This window comes from Streptomyces sp. CA-142005, from assembly GCF_050942335.1.
In the GTDB taxonomy this organism is placed as follows: domain Bacteria; phylum Actinomycetota; class Actinomycetes; order Streptomycetales; family Streptomycetaceae; genus Streptomyces.
Map to the genome: position 1 here is coordinate 6,578,675 of NZ_CP192078.1, position 16,965 is coordinate 6,595,639.

General features: G+C 66.1%; 21 protein-coding genes. 13 read left to right on the forward strand and 8 right to left on the reverse strand.

All coding sequences use genetic code 11. The features are described from left to right. Window positions 1-353: 353 nt before the first annotated feature. From ACQPXS_RS30765 to ACQPXS_RS30775, 3 genes are all read right to left on the reverse strand, one after another. On the reverse strand, window positions 354-680 hold the full coding sequence (locus ACQPXS_RS30765; protein WP_433452515.1) for a hypothetical protein: 327 nt from the start codon (window positions 678-680) through the stop codon (window positions 354-356). 105 nt (window positions 681-785) lie between these two features. Next, window positions 786-1,130, reverse strand: a complete 345-nt coding sequence (locus ACQPXS_RS30770; RefSeq protein ID WP_433452516.1) for a hypothetical protein — start codon at window positions 1,128-1,130, stop codon at window positions 786-788. Window positions 1,131-1,135: 5 nt separating this feature from the next. Then, window positions 1,136-1,600 carry an NUDIX hydrolase gene (locus tag ACQPXS_RS30775; protein ID WP_433456026.1) on the reverse strand — a complete coding sequence of 155 codons (465 nt, stop codon included), beginning with the start codon at window positions 1,598-1,600 and terminating at the stop codon, window positions 1,136-1,138. A gap of 217 nt (window positions 1,601-1,817) precedes the next feature. Here ACQPXS_RS30775 and ACQPXS_RS30780 point away from each other — a divergent pair, with 217 nt between their 5' ends. Then, on the forward strand, window positions 1,818-2,309 hold the full coding sequence (locus ACQPXS_RS30780) for an SPW repeat protein (RefSeq protein ID WP_356318076.1): 492 nt from the start codon (window positions 1,818-1,820) through the stop codon (window positions 2,307-2,309). 336 nt (window positions 2,310-2,645) lie between these two features. On the opposite strand, the gene ACQPXS_RS30785 is transcribed toward ACQPXS_RS30780, so the two are convergent. Both ACQPXS_RS30785 and ACQPXS_RS30790 read right to left on the reverse strand, forming a co-directional pair. After that, window positions 2,646-2,837 (reverse strand): hypothetical protein, encoded by a 192-nt coding sequence (locus tag ACQPXS_RS30785; protein ID WP_067045490.1) that lies wholly within the window; start codon window positions 2,835-2,837, stop codon window positions 2,646-2,648. Between the two features lie 138 nt (window positions 2,838-2,975). After that, the gene (locus tag ACQPXS_RS30790) at window positions 2,976-3,188 is read right to left on the reverse strand and encodes a hypothetical protein (RefSeq protein ID WP_153546860.1); all 213 of its coding nucleotides are present in this window, start codon (window positions 3,186-3,188) and stop codon (window positions 2,976-2,978) included. Between the two features lie 280 nt (window positions 3,189-3,468). Between ACQPXS_RS30790 and ACQPXS_RS30795 the strand changes: the two genes are divergently transcribed. The 3 genes from ACQPXS_RS30795 (at window position 3,469) to ACQPXS_RS30805 (ending at window position 5,451) form a co-directional block, all read left to right on the forward strand. Then, complete coding sequence (locus ACQPXS_RS30795) at window positions 3,469-3,672, forward strand: cold-shock protein (protein WP_067045496.1); 204 nt, start codon at window positions 3,469-3,471, stop codon at window positions 3,670-3,672. Window positions 3,673-4,024: 352 nt separating this feature from the next. Beyond that, on the forward strand, window positions 4,025-4,879 hold the full coding sequence (locus tag ACQPXS_RS30800) for a nuclease-related domain-containing protein (RefSeq protein ID WP_433452518.1): 855 nt from the start codon (window positions 4,025-4,027) through the stop codon (window positions 4,877-4,879). A gap of 149 nt (window positions 4,880-5,028) precedes the next feature. Further along, window positions 5,029-5,451, forward strand: coding sequence for a hypothetical protein (locus tag ACQPXS_RS30805; protein WP_433452519.1), 423 nt, complete (start codon window positions 5,029-5,031; stop codon window positions 5,449-5,451). A gap of 445 nt (window positions 5,452-5,896) precedes the next feature. Here ACQPXS_RS30805 and ACQPXS_RS30810 read toward each other — a convergent pair whose 3' ends face one another. After that, entirely contained in the window at window positions 5,897-6,778 is an 882-nt protein-coding gene (locus ACQPXS_RS30810) for a ubiquitin-like protein Pup (protein WP_433452521.1), read from the reverse strand. After that, window positions 6,778-6,990 (reverse strand): hypothetical protein, encoded by a 213-nt coding sequence (locus ACQPXS_RS30815; protein WP_433452522.1) that lies wholly within the window; start codon window positions 6,988-6,990, stop codon window positions 6,778-6,780. Before ACQPXS_RS30815 ends, ACQPXS_RS30810 begins: the two co-directional genes overlap by 1 nt. A gap of 2,012 nt (window positions 6,991-9,002) precedes the next feature. On the opposite strand from ACQPXS_RS30815, the gene ACQPXS_RS30820 reads away from it, so the two are divergent. Both ACQPXS_RS30820 and ACQPXS_RS30825 read left to right on the forward strand, forming a co-directional pair. Further along, on the forward strand, window positions 9,003-10,238 hold the full coding sequence (locus tag ACQPXS_RS30820; protein ID WP_433452523.1) for a helix-turn-helix domain-containing protein: 1,236 nt from the start codon (window positions 9,003-9,005) through the stop codon (window positions 10,236-10,238). 26 nt (window positions 10,239-10,264) lie between these two features. Then, the gene (locus ACQPXS_RS30825) at window positions 10,265-10,798 is read left to right on the forward strand and encodes a flavoprotein (protein ID WP_433456028.1); all 534 of its coding nucleotides are present in this window, start codon (window positions 10,265-10,267) and stop codon (window positions 10,796-10,798) included. 216 nt (window positions 10,799-11,014) lie between these two features. On the opposite strand, the gene ACQPXS_RS30830 is transcribed toward ACQPXS_RS30825, so the two are convergent. Continuing rightward, window positions 11,015-11,410: a GntR family transcriptional regulator gene (locus ACQPXS_RS30830; RefSeq protein WP_433452524.1), complete on the reverse strand. Its 396-nt coding sequence runs from the start codon at window positions 11,408-11,410 to the stop codon at window positions 11,015-11,017. Window positions 11,411-11,565: 155 nt separating this feature from the next. On the opposite strand from ACQPXS_RS30830, the gene ACQPXS_RS30835 reads away from it, so the two are divergent. The 7 genes from ACQPXS_RS30835 (at window position 11,566) to ACQPXS_RS30865 (ending at window position 16,960) form a co-directional block, all read left to right on the forward strand. Continuing rightward, the gene (locus ACQPXS_RS30835; protein ID WP_433452525.1) at window positions 11,566-11,865 is read left to right on the forward strand and encodes a hypothetical protein; all 300 of its coding nucleotides are present in this window, start codon (window positions 11,566-11,568) and stop codon (window positions 11,863-11,865) included. Beyond that, window positions 11,862-12,854: a DUF2637 domain-containing protein gene (locus ACQPXS_RS30840; RefSeq protein ID WP_433452527.1), complete on the forward strand. Its 993-nt coding sequence runs from the start codon at window positions 11,862-11,864 to the stop codon at window positions 12,852-12,854. The genes ACQPXS_RS30835 and ACQPXS_RS30840 overlap by 4 nt, the downstream gene beginning before the upstream one ends. Beyond that, window positions 12,851-13,501 carry a GGDEF domain-containing protein gene (locus tag ACQPXS_RS30845; protein WP_433452528.1) on the forward strand — a complete coding sequence of 217 codons (651 nt, stop codon included), beginning with the start codon at window positions 12,851-12,853 and terminating at the stop codon, window positions 13,499-13,501. Before ACQPXS_RS30840 ends, ACQPXS_RS30845 begins: the two co-directional genes overlap by 4 nt. Beyond that, the gene (locus tag ACQPXS_RS30850) at window positions 13,501-13,884 is read left to right on the forward strand and encodes an RRQRL motif-containing zinc-binding protein (protein WP_433452529.1); all 384 of its coding nucleotides are present in this window, start codon (window positions 13,501-13,503) and stop codon (window positions 13,882-13,884) included. Before ACQPXS_RS30845 ends, ACQPXS_RS30850 begins: the two co-directional genes overlap by 1 nt. 76 nt (window positions 13,885-13,960) lie before the next feature. Continuing rightward, window positions 13,961-16,216 carry a cell division protein FtsK gene (locus tag ACQPXS_RS30855; protein WP_433452530.1) on the forward strand — a complete coding sequence of 752 codons (2,256 nt, stop codon included), beginning with the start codon at window positions 13,961-13,963 and terminating at the stop codon, window positions 16,214-16,216. Between the two features lie 139 nt (window positions 16,217-16,355). After that, window positions 16,356-16,607 (forward strand): hypothetical protein, encoded by a 252-nt coding sequence (locus tag ACQPXS_RS30860; protein ID WP_433452531.1) that lies wholly within the window; start codon window positions 16,356-16,358, stop codon window positions 16,605-16,607. A 164-nt stretch (window positions 16,608-16,771) separates the two neighbouring features. Beyond that, window positions 16,772-16,960, forward strand: coding sequence for a hypothetical protein (locus ACQPXS_RS30865; protein ID WP_433452532.1), 189 nt, complete (start codon window positions 16,772-16,774; stop codon window positions 16,958-16,960). Window positions 16,961-16,965: the final 5 nt, after the last annotated feature.

Here is a 16,965-nt window from a genome sequence, read left to right on the forward strand (position 1 = left end):
GCGTAGAGCCGACCGGCCCCAGCAGCGGTGCACCCCCTATCTAGCATCGGGCGGCTGATTGCTCAGTGTGCGGCCTGGGCGCTGGCCGGGCTGGAGCGGGGCGGAGACAGGAGCGCAGGCCCGGCCGGGGGCCGGGCCGCGCGCGGGGAGCGGAGCGAGCCGCCTTGATGAAGTAGAGAAACTCTTATCCCGCCGTTGGCTGGGACCCTGTCCGATCCCGGGTGATGCTTGACAGTTCGGTCCCAGCTGATGGTTGACAGTGGCCGTGTTCGGCTTTTCTGTGCGCGTCGTTGCGGCGTGTGTGGGGAGGCCGGGATTGGCGCTGGTGGAGTTGTCGGTTGTCGAGGCCGACCTCACGGCCGCTCACTCTGGCGGTGCATAGGTGGCCGATCGAGTACTTCGACGTACATGATCCGGTCATCCACGACGTCCAGGCACAGCATGCCTCGCGAGGGCAAGAGAGGCACGCTCCGATGGCCGGCGCCGTATGGCTCCCCCTGCGGATGAGCTGCTGTCTGGAAGCTCTGGCAAAACTCATCGCCGCAGCCGCACTCGTCAACCAGCCGAAGATCCCATGCACAGATGGCTAGCTCAGGTTCTCCTTCGTTCTCCAGGAGAGTGATCAGCTCTGTGACGAGCTCCGGGAAGACGGTGCGGACAAGGGGGTAGTCCTGCTCCATGACAGGAGGGTAGCTGGAGACGGGACAATCCCTAGGCCCACCGTCAACCATCACCTGGGACCGGAATGTAAGCATCAGCTGGGATCCGACAGTTGGCTGGGGCCCTCATCGGTACTCGTCCCACAGGCTGAAGAACAGCTCGATCGCCGGTACACCGGCCTCCTGTGCCTCGCGTTCGATCTCGACAGCCCATCCAAGGGAGCTGTGACGGCCGAGGCGCTGCCATAGCCACTCGGCGAACGGTCCTTGCGTGCCGGGGCTCCAAAACGCGAAGTCTTCCTCGATGCCGTGCACGGCCATCGCGGCTCGGTAGCCGATAAGCATGGACTCCAGGCGCTGGAGGGAGTCGCCGGGTAGCCATATCCCCGGGCGGAGGCGAATCTCATCGAGGAAGTCATGGACGCTGGAGAGCTCCGTGAGTTGCCTTGGCTCTCGACGTGCGTCGCTCACGTCTGTCATCGCGTGAGCAGCTGTCGGCCGTCGTGGCTCCTCACGTGGGGGCCGTTGCCGTCCAAGGCATCCAAGAGCCTGACCGCGAAGACCTCGGACATGCGCTCGCTGACCTCGTCGGGCGTAAGCCACTCGACGGCTGTCGACTCGCTCGACGTGCGCTCGGTCCCGCCGGAAGGCTTGCAGCGGAAGACCAGGGCCACGATTCCTCGGACCGTGTTCTTGTAGACGCCGGTGAGTTCGTCGACCTCGACGTGGATGCCTGTCTCCTCTAGGACCTCGCGGGCTACGCCGGCCTCCGGGGTCTCATTGAGTTCGAGCACTCCGCCGGGGAGCTCCCATGTGCCGTTGTCGGCGCGGCGAATCGCCAGGAGCCTGCCGTCCTCGCGTACCACCACCCCGGCTACGGATACCGAGTAGGGGTGCTGACGGAAGAGCAGGCCGAGCGCGTGTACAGCGTTGCCCGCCATCGCCACGCTTGGAACCAGGCCTGAGTCAGGGGTCTCCCAGCGAGGCGCCACCCGTTCCCCTTGGAGCCATGCCAGCTCCCACCAGAGTCGCCGCGCCGCCGCCCTGGCTGCCGCTCGGTGGCCGTTTCGTACCGCCTCGCCCTCTAGCGGTTACAGCGTGTCTTTTGGGTACCCGCCCGGCGAACTGTACAGAAGTGATATTTCGGAGGTAACCGGCATGGCAACCCCGTCCCGCTCTGACATGGCGACCCACCCCGACATCATCGCCATGCGTGAACGCTATGAGATGGCCGAGGGCACCGCGAGTACTCCGAGGGCCCAAGCCATCGAGACCATGGCCCTTCTCACCGGGCTTTACCTCGCGGCTTCGCCGTGGATCACGGGCTTCAACAACCTCTCCACCCTGGCGGTCAACAACCTGATCGCCGGTATCGCCTACGCGCTCCTCATGAGCGGTGGCTTCGGCCGGGCCTACGACCGTGTGCACAGCATGGCGTGGGCGGCTTGCGCGCTGAGCGTGTGGACGATCATTGCGCCGTGGGCCGTGGCCGGTGACGTCTCCACGACGAAGACCATCGTCAACAACGTCATCGTCGGTGTCATAGGCCTGCTGACGGCCCTGATGGCCGCCTCGATCGGTCGTCCGGCGGACCGGAACCGTGGAGCTTCCGGCCGCATGTCCGCGCCCTATGCCGGCGGGCGGAGCTGACCGGATCCGGGGAAGGTGGTCGGCGCCTCGCGGCCCGGATTCCGGATCCGACCTGGGGCGACGGCTCAAGATCCCGTCCACAGCTCGTCCACGGGCCCCGTCATATGGCCGCTCCGAGAGGCGTACGGCTGCACAAACGCGAAGACCCCGTCCTCAGCGTTATCGCTGGTGGCGGGGTCTTTTGGCACCTTCTTCGAGGTGCCCCCGGCAGGATTCGAACCTGCGCACACGCTCCGGAGTGAATGCGTAGATCGCCCCTCATAGCACCCTCCAGAACCCACGCAGGCACCACCCGTTCACCTTCGGGTGGTGCCTGCCGCGCGCTGCTGTCGAGACTCAGGCCTTGTTGACCTTGGCCGCGCGTCCCGGTCCTTGGATCTGGAACGAGACGGTGTCCCCGGGATGGATCTCGTCGGGGTCGATCACGAGGTCGTCTACCGTGAAGTACAGCACGGGACCACCTTGGTCGTTCTTGATGCTTCCCTCGCCCGGGTCCGCGTTCCACTCATGGATCTTGCCTTGGTCCATGGCTGTGTCTCCTTGGCTTGATGGGGGGCGAGCTCCGGTCGCATGCCGGGCTCGTTCCCAGCGAACGCGAACCGGCGTGCGCCAGCGACCGCTGTGCGTCGAACAGGTGACGACGGCCACCAGCCCACCGACGGGCGTTCAGCGCTCCCATACCTCCGGGCCGCCACCGTGCCACTCGATCAGCGGCGAGTTCACCAGGTCCACCACGTCCAACCCCTCCAGGCCGGCACGCTCCAGGAACACGCTCAGGTCATGCAGGCTGTATGCGGTTCCCAGCGTCTCGCTGCCGACCTGGATGCGACGGCCGCCACCCTCTCCGGGCGGGAACACGATCACGCGACGCTCAGCCATAGCCTCAGCCTCGCCCAACGGCAGGTGAGGCGCATTCGGGGGACGGCTGTCAGTGGCGGCGGTTGCCCCACGGGGTCGCGTTGTCGTCGTGGTGTCTTGTGGCCGAGCTACACCAGCCGGTGTAGCGTCGTAATCAGCAGTCGTGGTTCCGAAGTCCCGTTCGCCCGTGATCGCATCGCGGGCGTTTTTGCTGTTCAACGCCTCTCCGGACCAGGGCGATCACCTCCGGGACCCGCACGGTGCGGGACCCGATACGAGTCCCCTCGAAGGAGACAGGCACATGGCCAAGGGCACTGTGAAGTGGTTCAACGCGGAAAAGGGCTTCGGCTTCATCGAGCAGGAGGGTGGCGGCCCCGACGTCTTCGCCCACTACTCGAACATCGTCGCCCAGGGCTTCCGCGAGCTGCAGGAGGGCCAGAAGGTCGAGTTCGACGTTACGCAGGGCCAGAAGGGCCCGCAGGCGGAGAACATCCGCCCCCTGTAACGCCACACGCAAGAGAGGCCCCAGCTGGTGGGTACATCCCGGCTGGGGCTTCTTCGTTCTCGTCCGCCGGTTGCGCCTGCCGGGGCCGCCCTACCTGTCAGCCCTCGCTCGGGACGATGAAGCCCCTCGCTGGCCTGGGCTCTTCCGGGTCACGCGAGTCCGGCTGCTGCGTGCGCTTCCGAGTGAAAGCCCCGCCTGTTGTCTGGGTCCTTTAGTGATTCCGGCCCTACCTGCGGCGATGCTTCATCCGATAGAGCGAGCGGGGCCGCGAATGCTTGCCCTGCGGTCTTGTGGCCTCCTCTGGCTTGTTGCTGGCATGTCGGCAACGTCAATGCGGGAGCAGGGGGGCCTTGTGGAGCTGCACGTCACACGCTGGAAGCGCTACGGGCATGATCGTCTGTACGCCAGCCTGCCTGATGGCACCGCGGTCGGTTGGGCGGACGTCACGACGGGCGACATCACGGTCCTGGGGGCCGAGTATCGCGACGACGTGATCGCCGTACTCACGAAGCACTTACAGAACCTCACCGAGCCTGTGCCGCCAGACAGGGCGCCGGAGGCTCAGGCGCGTCCGATGCTGCCGCCTCTGACGCCGGCCGACGACCTGGCCGTCAACCCTCCCGGGCGGGCCTTACGCGACCTGCTCTACGAATCCGGTCCGGGGCTGATGGAGCGAGTCGTCTCACGGCTTCTGCGGCGGCCCTCGGAATGGGATTCCTGGCGAAAGGGGCTGGCGGGGGAGCGGCGAGTGGGAGCTGAGCTGAACCGGTTGGGGCGCCACGGATGGCGCGTCCTGCACTCCATCCCCTTGGCCAACAAAGTGGATATCGATCACTTACTGATCGGGCCTGGTGGAGTGTTCAGCATCAATACGAAGCATCACGACAAGAAGGCTGTGTGGGTCGGGGACGACTCCGTGAAAGTCGATCACGGGAAACCGGCACCCTACGCACGCAAGAGCCGGGCAGAGGCCAAGCGGGTTGCCCGAGTGCTTGAGCGCTATTGCGACTTCCCTGTACCGGTGGAGCCGGTGCTCGTCTTCGTGGGTGTCACCGATCTGAAGGTGGTCGCTACGCAGCTCGATGTTCGGGTGTACCAGGAGCGCCAGGTTTCGGCCCTCGGTCCGCTCTCAGGCGTTCTTACGGCCGACCAGGTGGAGCGGGTGTTCGGCGTCGCTCGTCATCGCCAGGCTTGGAGCCGGGCCTGAGCCGATGCGTCTCAGCGAGGTGCCGGCCTTCCCTGCGGGGCCTGTGGGTGGTTTCCAGGGTTTGACCGTCGTCGGGGCTGGGTGCCCTGTCAGTGCCGTCTCTTAGGCTCCGCTCTTGAACATCCAGTTCGAATGGAGAGGGGACGCGGATGGGCGGCAGCGCATGGACTCATACGGGCCCGTATCAGCGTGATTTGGCGGCCGCGTTCCGGCAGGAGCAGGAAGACGAGCTGGCGCGGGACAACCACGGCTTCGAGGGGCGGTCCATTGAGGAACTGTGGCAGGACCCGGAGTGGCAGGAGTACATCTTCACCGGCGGCACGGGCTCCGTGTTGGACTTCCCTCTCATGATCGAGGCCACGGACACCGATGACGGTCCGTTCATGCGGCCGCTGACCGATGACGAGGTGCGAGCGTGGGCTCCTCACGGCCGGCCCACCTACGAGGAGTGGGACGCCGCTCTCGATTCCGAGCGGTTGGACTTCCCGGGCCGCGGCCAGGGGAACTGCACAGTGCTTTACCGTGACGGTAGGCCCGCGCAGATCGCCTACTGGGGGGTCACCGCCGACTAGGGGGAATCGGTACCGCCTTGCGATGTGGCCCCACCCCTGTCCCGGGGTTCGGGGCCACATCGTTTTGCCGGGCTCACCAGGCGCTATGGCCCAAGATCCCGTCCACGCCTCGTCCACAGACCCCGGCATACGCCCGCTCCGCGCCGCATACGCCTGCACATACGCGAAGACCCCGGCCTCAGCGTTTCCGCTGGTGACGGGGTCTTTGGGCACCTCATGAAGGGTGCCCCCGGCAGGATTCGAACCTGCGCACACGGCTCCGGAGTGATTGCGCCATTCAGGTCGCATGTCCCCTCTGACCTGCAGAGGGACCCTCTCCATGCTGCGACGTGGCTCTGGCTGTGTCGGAGGTGTGTCGTGAGCGCGGTTGCTCGGAGCTGTGAACGATGGGTGTCCAACGGTGCCTTAAGCAAAGCACCTGAGCCCGCGGACGGTCGCGCTTCTGTCACTCCCCGCGGCCCGGATGCCCATCAATCCAATGGTCAACAATCTGCTCCGCCAGTTCAGACGGTTCCAACCCCTCCGATGCCGCTCTACGCAAAATAGCATTAAATTGATCAGCTCGGAGTCGAACAAAGCGCTGAGACGCAAAGAAGTCCCGAGTGAACAGAGCCCAATGGAACGCAGCAGACTCGTCCACCGAGTGTCCAGCAGGATTTCCCTCCATGACACTGCGGAACATCCCCCAATCAGCTAGAAGCATCTCCTGCAAATGAAGGTCGAGCGTCCCGTCCTCCCGCAAGAAAGACTCCGGATCCCCAGGGCCAGGAACGTGGCGCATTGCAGACAAAATCCTTGCCATCATTTTGAGAAAGTCATCAAAATCCATCCCGCTGGCTGCGCTTACACTCACCACCCCCATAAAAAACGACGGATCGACAATTCCCGACCAGCCTTGCCCACCCTTTTGGACAAACGATCTGACAAACTGCTCCTCGTCAGCCTGCAACACGGCGTCAATCTCATCCATGACGTTGTGCAAGCTCACCTGAGAACCGGCGGTTCTTGGGCTCAATCCGGCAGTCCAGGAGAGCCAAGGGGCTACCTCCACGTGATGCCTGAACTTAAATACCCGCCAGAAACCAAACAGGGTCACTAGCACCACAATGGTAAAAGTAAGGCCCGCGTTCAGCGAGTAAAAGTAGCTGGACACTACGAAGGCGACAGCAATCACGGTCAAGCTACTGAGCGCAACCGTGAATACAAATACCCACAGGCGGCGCTCATACACCCAAATAATATCCCTAAATGATCTCCTGGGCAGGCGAAAGCTCTCGTGAAACAGTGCCCGCATTTGCTTGGCGAGCGAGGGGTAGCCATTCACCATTAAACACCCTTCCAGATCTCGCCCACCAGGCACACAAAATCCTTCACCACATAAGTAACCAGAAGGACGAGTGTGCCAGCAGTGAACAACCACTTGAGGGTATCAACGATCACACCCTCCAGTCCTGGCAGGCTCCCCAGCCACTTAAAGCCACCCTCTGCCGTTTGATGTACCCACACCCAAGCCAAAATGAAGGAGAAGTCAATGATCACACACAAAATAGTGAACCCGAAGATTTTCACCCTTTTCCACAAATTGCGACCTGGATTCCATGTCTTGGTTACCCCCTTCGCCTCTCCCGCAGACCCAGTCATCAGATAAGTCCTTCACGCATCTCGCGTAAAACGCTCCGCTGTCGTCCCCTCACACTCCGCTGAGCAGCGCAAGCTTGTCTCGGTGAGTTGCGCCGAACGGCCTAGTGAACGCACCCGGCGCCCATTGGTAGGCACAGATCGGTACTCCGGCCACTTAGGAGGCCCGGCCCAGCTGCTCTGGCTCGGCTTCGTCGCCCCGTCGTGGCGCGCAGTCACTCGGCCGGAAACCGTTGAGATCATCTGTTTCGACGTCGGTAGCGCAGGAATGCAGACTGGCGATTGACGTGGATACGAAGGCGCTTCCTGCGACTAGCCGCACTGCGTGCATCCACACGTGATGATGTGTAGACCGGCGCCGCTATGCGCTCTTCCGGCTTCCATGCGACAAGCACACCTAGCAATGCTCCGACGCCAAGCACTATGAGATCGGTGGCATGCTCAACCCAAAAGCGAGTATCCCGGCTAGCGCACGTCACTGAAAACTCCCCTTCCCCGTTTAGGCTTTGCCAGGTTACTTTGTTTTGCGGCTGCCTCTGACCCTCAGGTGTGATCTCTGACAGGGATTTGCCGGATGGGCATGCCTCGGTTGTCTGAAGCCAATACCAATCCGTCCCGATGAATTTGTCCTCCCGGAGGGATATCTGAAGGCTGCCGAGCCCAGGCCGTGTAACCCCGTCATTAGTTTTGAACGAAAATCCTGCAAGAGACTGCCCTGGCGGAAGTGCTACCTGAACATCCGGCGGGTTGTCGATCTTGCGAGCACTCGCCCATCCTTTGGTTATGGACACCGAGAAATTCCTTGAGTTGGAGGGCAATGGAAAATTGATTATGCATCGAGATCTGATGCCGCCGCTAACTGTAACGTCTTCGGTGTACCAGCCGTTATTATCGAGGGAGGTGGTGACGTATAGGTAGATTGAATCTTTTTTCATCCCTTCAGTGCAATCACTAACTGGGGTTATGTTGGCCAATTCCCCTGGATCTCCGCTGGGATGGTCGGCAATTACAGTCGCACAGCCCACAAGAATCATGGTAGCGGCGAGTGCTGTGAAGAAACCTCTGACTATGGATGGCCTCGGCATCCAGCGATGCAATCTTTCACGCATTTGAACGAATCTTTCCTCGTTGTTTGGCGCAACGGTCGTCTGTGACGCTTATATCGAGACCGTGTCGCTAGGAAAGAAACTTAGAAAATTACGGACCTGGAGGGGGAATGCGTTTCCCGCTACGGATAATCGTCCCATCTTCTAATATCTCTCAGTTGGCTCAGGGCTGCATGTCGGCAGGCGCGCCGCAAAGTAGGACGTTGGGGCCACCATCTGCGAGGCATGCGCCAAAGTGGCTTGGTGAAGGGCGCGGAGGCGACCGCCCCAGCAGCCACGACGCACCCTTTCTCTGGCCTCAGATGGCCGACTGCTCTGTGTGCGGCACGGGCCGGGCACCGGCAGGGCTGGAGCTGGCGAAGACGTGATCGCAGGCCTGGCTAGGGGCCGGACCTGCGTGCGGCGAACGAGGCAAGCCGCCTTGATCAGTAGGAAAGTTCCGAACCCTGCTGCCTACCCCTCATGAGCCAGAGCAGATCGGAGGTCGCCTCCGGCTCCTACGTCTAATGAGAGGTCGGCTTCGCCGACGGGCTGTAACACCCTCTGCGTGTTGCAGCCGTCCGTGACCGGACAGCCCGGACAGCGGCACTCTGAGCTGTCCGGGCTGTTTCTGCAGGTGAGGGCCCTAGCCGGACAGCCGGACACCTCCCAGCCCAGTTCCATCAGACCCGGACAATCCGTCCGGGTCCGCTGCCGCTCATTGCCGCACGCTGGTCATGGGCGGTAAGGGCTGAGATCCCTCACCCCTTCCCCGCCGTGTCGGTACCGTGAAAGGCGCCCCTACTCAGCAGCGGGAGGCAACACCCCATGCGTGGTCTTGGAGATCACCTCAGCATCGGCGAGCGCATCGCGTTCTACCGGAAGCGCCGCGGCTACACGCAAGAGGTGCTGGCCGGCCTGGTCGGTCGTAGCACTGACTGGCTCGCGAAGATCGAGACGGGACGTCGGAAGCCACCTCGTATCGACATGCTCGCAGAGCTGTCGCGCACCCTGCGCGTGCCTCTCGGGGATCTGCTCGGTCAGACCGTGCTCATGGAAGACGAGCAGCAACAGGATGATGTCCCCGCCGTACGTGATGCCCTCATGAGCCCGCGTCGGCTCTCGCGTCTGCTCTTCGGCCCTGAGGCTGAGACCCAGCTTCCGACACCCGCCCCTGTGGCTGTGCGTGTCGAGCAGGCATGGAACGACTATCAGGGCGGACGGCTCGGCAGCGTGATCGCAGCCTTGCCGGCGCTTCTTCAGACCGCACAGGAACTGGAGGACCGAGCGGCGCGCCGCGGCGATGACCACGGCGACTGCTGGGCAGTGTCAGCCCGTACGCACCACCTTGCGGCTACGACTCTTGCGAAGATCGGCGAGTCGGACATCTCATGGCTTGCTGCCGAGCGCGCGATGCGAGCCGCTGACGAGTCGGACGACCCGCTCGTGTTGGCGTCGGCTGCGCGATCTGGCACGCACGCCTTGCTCGCCAACGGGCGCTATGACGATGCGCTGGAGCTGGGCAACACGGCAGCTACGTGGCTGTCGGCTCAGGTGACCGACAGCAACCCGGCGGCGCTCAGCCTTCTGGGCATGATCCACCTGCGTGCTGCCGTCGCGGCCGCACGGCATCAGGACCGGCCCACCGCAACGGCGCTACTGGACCGCGCCGAAGAACTTGCGGATGACCTTGGATCGGATGGGAACTACTGGCAGACCGGGTTCGGGCCGACGAACGTACTGCTCCATCGCTTGTCCATTGAACTGGACCTCGACAACGTCTCGTACGTGGTGGAACACGGCCGGATCAACGTCGATCACATGCCGCAGGAGCGCAGCGTCTCGCACCGTATCGACTTCGCCCGTGCCTTGTCCCTCGCCGGACAGGGGGATGAAGCGTTCATGGAGCTACGTACAGCTGAGCGGACATCGCCGCAGCTCGTACGCAACAATCCAAGGGTGCGCGAGACGCTGCGGGACCTGATCAAGCAGTCTCCCGTGACCGGCGGTTCGCGTTCGTCCGAGGTGTTCGTGATGGCTCAGCGGTGCAAGGCGGTGCAGTGAGTTCAGGCAAGCGCGGGGTGCTCGGTGTGGTCGGGTCGGCAGCCGGAGGCGTTGAGGCTCTGCGCACCGGTCTTGTCGAGCCCGCGATGGACCGAGGATGGCAGGTGGCCGTCACCCTTACGCCGACCGCAGGTAAGTGGCTGCGGATGATCGGCGAGGTTGAGCGGCTGGAGAAGCTCACCGGCCTGCCTGTGCGTGACGAACCGCGTCTCCCCGGAGAGGACCGACCGCATCCGCCGGTTGACTGCTACGTGGTCGCTCCCGCGTCGGCCAACACGGTCGCCAAGCTCGCGACCGGCCTCATGGACAACCAGGCGCTGACACAGGTTGGCGAGGCCATCGGCACCCTCGGTCTGCCGGTTGTCGTCTTCCCCCGGGTGAACGCGGCGCACGCTCGCCACCCCGCGTGGCAGGGCCACGTCGACGCCCTCCGAGCTGGGGGAGTGCACGTCGTCTACGGCCCGGACGTCTGGCCGCTGTACGAACCGAGGGAAGCGCCGGCGGGGCGCGAACTCCCGTGGGCCAAAGTGCTCGATGCCGTGGAGGAAGCCACCCGGTGACGAAGCGTCAACCTGCCTGACCTGCAAGGGAAGAGGACCCGGACATTCTGTCCGGGTCCTCTTCCGTTTCCGGTCGCACGCTCATTGGCATGTCAGGGATCAATGAGCGGACGGACGAGTTGGGAGGCCTGACTCCCACAGAGCTTGCCTTGATCGAAGCGAGCCTGAGCGAGGCGCGTGCTACGGCCGAACGACTGCTGAGGCGCGCGGACGACCTCACGGCGCGGGCGGAGTCTCGTCGCCGACGAGCCGTTCGAGGCGGTCCAGCCGCTCACCGAGCGACCGGAGGGCGTCATGGATCGAGGTGAGCTCTGCTGCCAGTGCGGTGAATGCGGGACTACTGCCCGGCTCGGTGCCGAGGGGCACCGAGGGGTTTCGAACGAACGTCCCGCGACCCTGCTGGGTGAGAACCAGGCCTTCGTCACGGAGCTGGCCGTAGGCGCTCTGCACGGTCATGAGCTGCACGCCAAGGTCTTTGGCGAGCTTGCGAGCCGCCGGGAGCTGGTCTCCCGGGTCGTACTCGCGGTTAGGGCCCGTGATCTTCTCGCGGAACTGCGCGGCGATGTCCTTGGCCGTGGGCGTCTGCTTGGGCGCGTCTGGGCTCTGCTCCATGGCTTCGAGAGTAGCCGGACCTCTCTGTTCTTCCAGCAACTCCCTTGACAGGCAGATTGACCTAGGTCAATCTGAAAGTGCTGCGGCGCTGGGACTCCCCAGCAAGGTCGCCCGCCGCCGCGGTTCTCCCTGTTCCTTCGACTCAGGAGAGCACCATGCGCACGTACGTCGGCCATCAACAGGCCGTCACCGCTGAGGAGTTCGTGGAACTTGCTCTTGGCACTCCAGTTGAGCTCTGGCTCGGCGCCGAGGACGAGACGGACGAGGAGCGTGCGGCCCGCCTGGACGCGGCGCGCGACATCCTCGCCGACCCCGAGTACAGCAACCTGCCGGACGACGTGGCCCGCATCGCCGCCGAGGTGATCGAGGCGCACGCCCCGGAGCTGTTCAACATCGTCCCGCTGGCGCGCCCGGCGAGGCGCCGCCGGTCCTCCCAGAGGGGAGCGGCAGCATGACCACCGCAACCGAGACGGCACGGCCGACGGTGCCGCCGCTGACGAAGCCGGAGATGGGCCTTGCCGGACTGGGTGCGCTGGCCGCCACCGGTGTCGGCGCCCTGGGGCTGATCGCCTCGTTGGACGCGGTCTCCTCCGCCGCCGCCCGCTGGGGCTTCGGCGCACCGTGGATGCTGCCGGTCGGCATTGACGTGGCGATTCCGGTGTTCACCGTGGCCAACCTGCTGCTGATCCGGATGGACATGGCGTTGGCGTGGGTGCGGTTCGTGCCCTGGGCGCTGACGCTGGTCACGTGCGGTCTGAACGTCGCCGCCGGGCACACGCTGTGGGCCAAGGTCGCCCACGGCACGATGCCCCTGCTGTGGGTGGTGTTCTCCGAGATCGGCGCCCACGTCTACGCCGTCCGGATCGGCGCCGCCACCGGCCGCCGCATGGAGAAGGTGCGCTTCTCCCGCTGGATGCTCGCCCCGCTGTCGACGTTCGCCCTGTGGCGGCGGATGACGCTGTGGGAGATCACCTCCTACTCCGAGGCGCTGAAGCGGGAGCGTGAGCGGCAGCTGGCCCGCGCCCGGCTGCGCGAGCGGCACGGCCGGCGGTGGCGGTCGAAGACCCCTCGCCCGGAACGGGTGCTGCTGAAGCTGGGCGAGCGGGCCCCGGCGAGTGAGGACGTTCCACCCATGCCGCCCCAGCAGACGGAGAGGCCGAAGTCGGAGGCTCCCAAGGCGCCGCGTAAGCGCCCGGCTGGCACCAAGGGCAAGGCCAAGACTGCTAAGGCGCCGCGGACCCCGGCGGAACTGCTCGCCGAGGCACGCGAGGTCACGGCCGACTGGGCCGATGACGCGATCAACGCAGAGGCCATCCGGACCACGCTGCACTGCTCGGCTGGCAACTCCCGTGTGCTGCGCGACCTGTTGCTGAGCGAGCGGGCCGAGGGACGCCGCCTGCACTCCGTCGACGGCGACGAGGGGACCGAGGAGGCGGCGGCATGAACACCGTGCTGACCATGCTGGCCGCGGCGGCGCCGGTTGCCTCCGGCTGGACGGCGCACACGCTGTGGCTACGGCGGCGCCTGGACGTCGCCCGCCGTGACCCGCTGACCGGGCTGCGGACGCGCGAGGCGTTTACCCGTCGCGCCACGGCTCTGCTGCGGGACCCCCGGGCGGTCGTGGTGCTGGCCGACGTCGACCGTTTCAAGCAGATCAACGACACCTTCGGGCATGCGGCCGGGGATGCGCTGTTGAAGGCGACCGCGGACCGGCTCGCCCACCACGTCGGGCGCTCCGGAGTGGCCGGGCGGCTCGGGGGCGATGAGTTCGCCGCCGTCCTGATCGACGACCACGGCACCGCCTCCGACATGCTTGCCGTGCTGCATGGCGTGCTCGCCCGCCCGGTCGACGGCCAGGACCCGGCCGTACACACCACGGTCTCTCTCGGTTGGGTGCGCGCTGCGGACTTCCCCGGCGACGACCTGTCCGGGCTGCTGCGGCGGGCCGATGAGGCGATGTACGCGGCCAAGCAGGCCCGTGCCGGTGCCCGCCGCGCCGGGTTGGTACGGCTGTTCGCCACGGTCTCCGGGCGGCGCGCCGGCCGCGCCGGAGCCCGGACCGATGCTCTGGTCGTGGGGGTGGCAGCCTGATGCCCGCCTACGGCAAGTGCTTCGACCCGTCTGGCGCCCAGTTCGGGGTCCCCACGTACCCGTGGCGATTCACCCCGGACGGCTACGCCACCCGCCGTCAGCTGCGCGCGGCCGGGCTGCGGCCGGGCGGACAGCCGGTCGCCGCACAGGTGATGCGCCGCCACCGGGGCCGCAGGGCCGGGGTGCAGGTCGCCTACCTCTACCGCGTCGACCGCGCGAAGCCGGTCCGGCCGATGACCTCCCGCAAGTGGGGTGCGCTCGCCCTGGCGATGCTCGCCCGCCGCACCTGCCCGCAGTGCCGGATCACCTACAGCTACTGCATCCCGACCTCGCTCGGGGTGTGCCTCCTCTGCGCCTACCTCGAGGAACAGCGCGCCGCCTGACCTGTACGGGGCCCGGTCCCAAACCGACCAAAGCAGCGGCCGGGCCCCGCATCCTCCCAGAGAGAAGGAACCCTCAGTGAAACATCCCGACGACGACAACGAACTCTTTAACCGGCTCGAAGCCGAGATGGCCGCCGACTCCGACGGCGCCGTGGTCGATCTGGGCAAGGCCCGGTCGGCCCGCACCGAGTCGGCCGACCGCGCGCCCGACGCGTCGCCAGATTCCAGGCCCGACCGGTCGGGCGACCCGCAGCCGACCGAGTCGGCCGACCCGGGCGAGGGGGAGTTGGGCGACTCCGGCCCGACCCTGGTCGACCGTCCGGCGCCAACTCAGTCGGGACCCGGTCTGATCGACCGCATCCGCGACTCCAAGCGGCTGGACATCCTCCCGGCGTGGGTGAAGTCGGGCCCGGAGTTCGCCGACGCGATGTGGTGGCTGGCCGGGCACGTCTGGCACACCATCGCCTTCCACGCGGTCCGCGTGCCGTTTCTGTACGTGCCCAAGCTCATCTGGCGCTCGCCGCGGGGCCTGGCCAACACCCTGAGCCGCGTGGGCCGTTGGGCGGTCGACGCGGAGGGTGAGCCGCTTCGGCAGGCCGAAGCGCGCCGGGAGAACTCCGAGCTGTACCTGAAGCTCTCGCGGCAGCGTGACCGGCGGGTGCGGCTGCGGATGCTCCTCACCGTCCTCGGTGCCCTGGCCGCCCTGGTCATGGGACTGTTCCTGGTCTACGGCGCCGAGCCGCGCACGCAGGTCATCGCCGCCACGTTCACCGTGCTGACACTGGGCTGGCTGGGTGCGCCGGCGGATGCGCCGCTGGCCACCCGCGCGGTCATCAAGACCGAGGTGCAGAAGCTGACCAGCGACATCGTGGTCAAGGCCATGGCGTCCATCGGCATCGGCCAGATCGCCAGTGCCGTGGCCAAGGGCCAGGACGGCATCAAGTTCGTCGCCCCGATCACCCGCGAGGGCCCGGGCTGGCGCGCGGACATCGACCTGCCGCTCGGGGTGACCGTCGCGGACGTGGCCGACCGGCGCGCCCGACTCGCTTCCGGCCTGCGCCGCCCGCTCGGCTGCGTGTGGCCTGACGCCGACCCCAACGAGCATGAGGGGCGCCTCATCCTCTGGGTCGGGGACCGGGACCTGTCCAAGACCGGACTCGTCAAGTGGCCGCTCGCCAACGCCCGCAAGCACGACATCTTCAAGCGGATCCCGTTCGGCATCGACCCACGCGGCCGGGCTCAGTGCGTGCCGATGATCCAGCACAACATCCTGATCGGCTCGCTGCCCGGCCAGGGCAAGACCGCCTCCGTGCGCGTGCTGGCCTGCGGCGCCGCCATGGACCCGTCCGTCGAACTGTGGCTGCACGAGAACAAGGGCACCGGCGACCTGGACTCCCTCGAATGCGTCAGCCACCGGTTCGTCTCCGGCATCGATGATGACTCGATCAAGTACGCGGCCGACTCCCTGAAGCTGCTGCGCGAGGAGGTCATGCGCCGCGCGGCTGCGATCAAGAAGCTGCCGCGGGACCTGTGCCCGGACAAGCGCATCACCCGGCAGATCGCCGACAAGCGCTCGCTGAAGCTGTGGCCGCTCGTGGGTGTGTTCGACGAGTGCCAGAACCTCTTCGCGCACCCCAAGTACGGCAAACAGGCAGGTGACGACGCCGAGTTCATCATCAAGCTCGGTCGCGCCCTGGGCGTAATCCTCGTCCTGGCCACGCAGCGCCCGGACAAGGACTCGCTCCCGACCGGCATCAGCGGCAACGTGTCCATCCGCTTCGCCCTCAAGGTCGCCGGACAGGTCGAGAACGACATGATCCTCGGAACGTCCGCCTACAAGAACGGCGTGCGCGCCACATCCTTCCGCCCGGAGATCGACGCCGGTAACGGCTACCTCGCCGGCGCCACCGCGCTGCCAGTCGTGGTGCGCACCGCCTACCTGGACGACCACGCCACCCACGCCATCGCCCAGCGCGCCTACGCCCTGCGCAAGGCCGAGGGAACCCTGTCCGGCCACGCGCTCGGAGAGGACCCCGAGGCCGTGACCGGTCCCTCGTACGACCTGCTCGCCGACGTCGCCGCGGTCGTGCCGCCGTCGGAAGAGCGGGTGTGGAACGAGCGGATCGCCGCCCGGTTGGCCGAGCTGCGGCCGGAGGTCTACGGCGGCTGGAAGGGCGAGAACGTCACCAGCGCGCTCAAGCCGCACGGCATCAAGACCCGCGACGTGGCTGGCGTGACGGACGACGGCACCCGCACCACCCGCCGCGGCATCGTCCGCGCCGACCTCACGAAGGCAATTACGGAGCGTGACGAAAACCGGGGCGCCGCCTAGCCGTGGCCGCTGCTACCGGTAGCACATCGCCCTGCTACCGGTAGCACCCCCGCTAGCACCCCGCATAGCACCTGATCTGCGATCTAGTGCATAGCAGCCGACCTGCGAAAACCCCGAAGACCGCCTGGAAGGGCCCCTCATGACCCCTATCCCCCTTGCTATCGCCTGCCTGTTCGCTGTCACGTTCGGTTACATCGGAATGTGTGCCGCCAGCCCGTTCGGCACCTGCCGCAAGTGCAGCGGCTTCGGCTTCGCCATCGAAACCGACCGCAAGGGACGGCCCAGGCGCGGCAAGAGCTGCCGCCGCTGCAAGGCCACCGGCAAGCGCATACGCGTCGGCCGCTGGCTCTTCAACCGAGCCCAGCGGATCTACCGCGAAGGCACCCACTGAGAGCGGACGCAAGACGGCCGACGGCGCCCGTCATGAGACGTACCCCGCTCCGAGCAGGAGCTAGGCAGGCGCAACCGTCGGCCAGCCGCCGAAGCTTGCCAGCACCCCGGGGCCAGACGCATTCAACCCACCCTCCCAACTCACCGTCAAAGGAGATTCCTCCTGTGGCCGTCTCCGTCTCGCTCGTGGCCCTGTTCGGACTCGTCCTGTTCTTCCTGCTGCGCTCCAAGTCCCTCGGCTACGGCGCAGCGTTCGCCGCCGCCGGGTTCGGCTTCTTCCTTGCCTCTACCGGCGCCGCCGGACCCATCAACCAGCTCGCCGCCGCCGTCATCGACGCCATCCCCCACCTGTGAGGAGT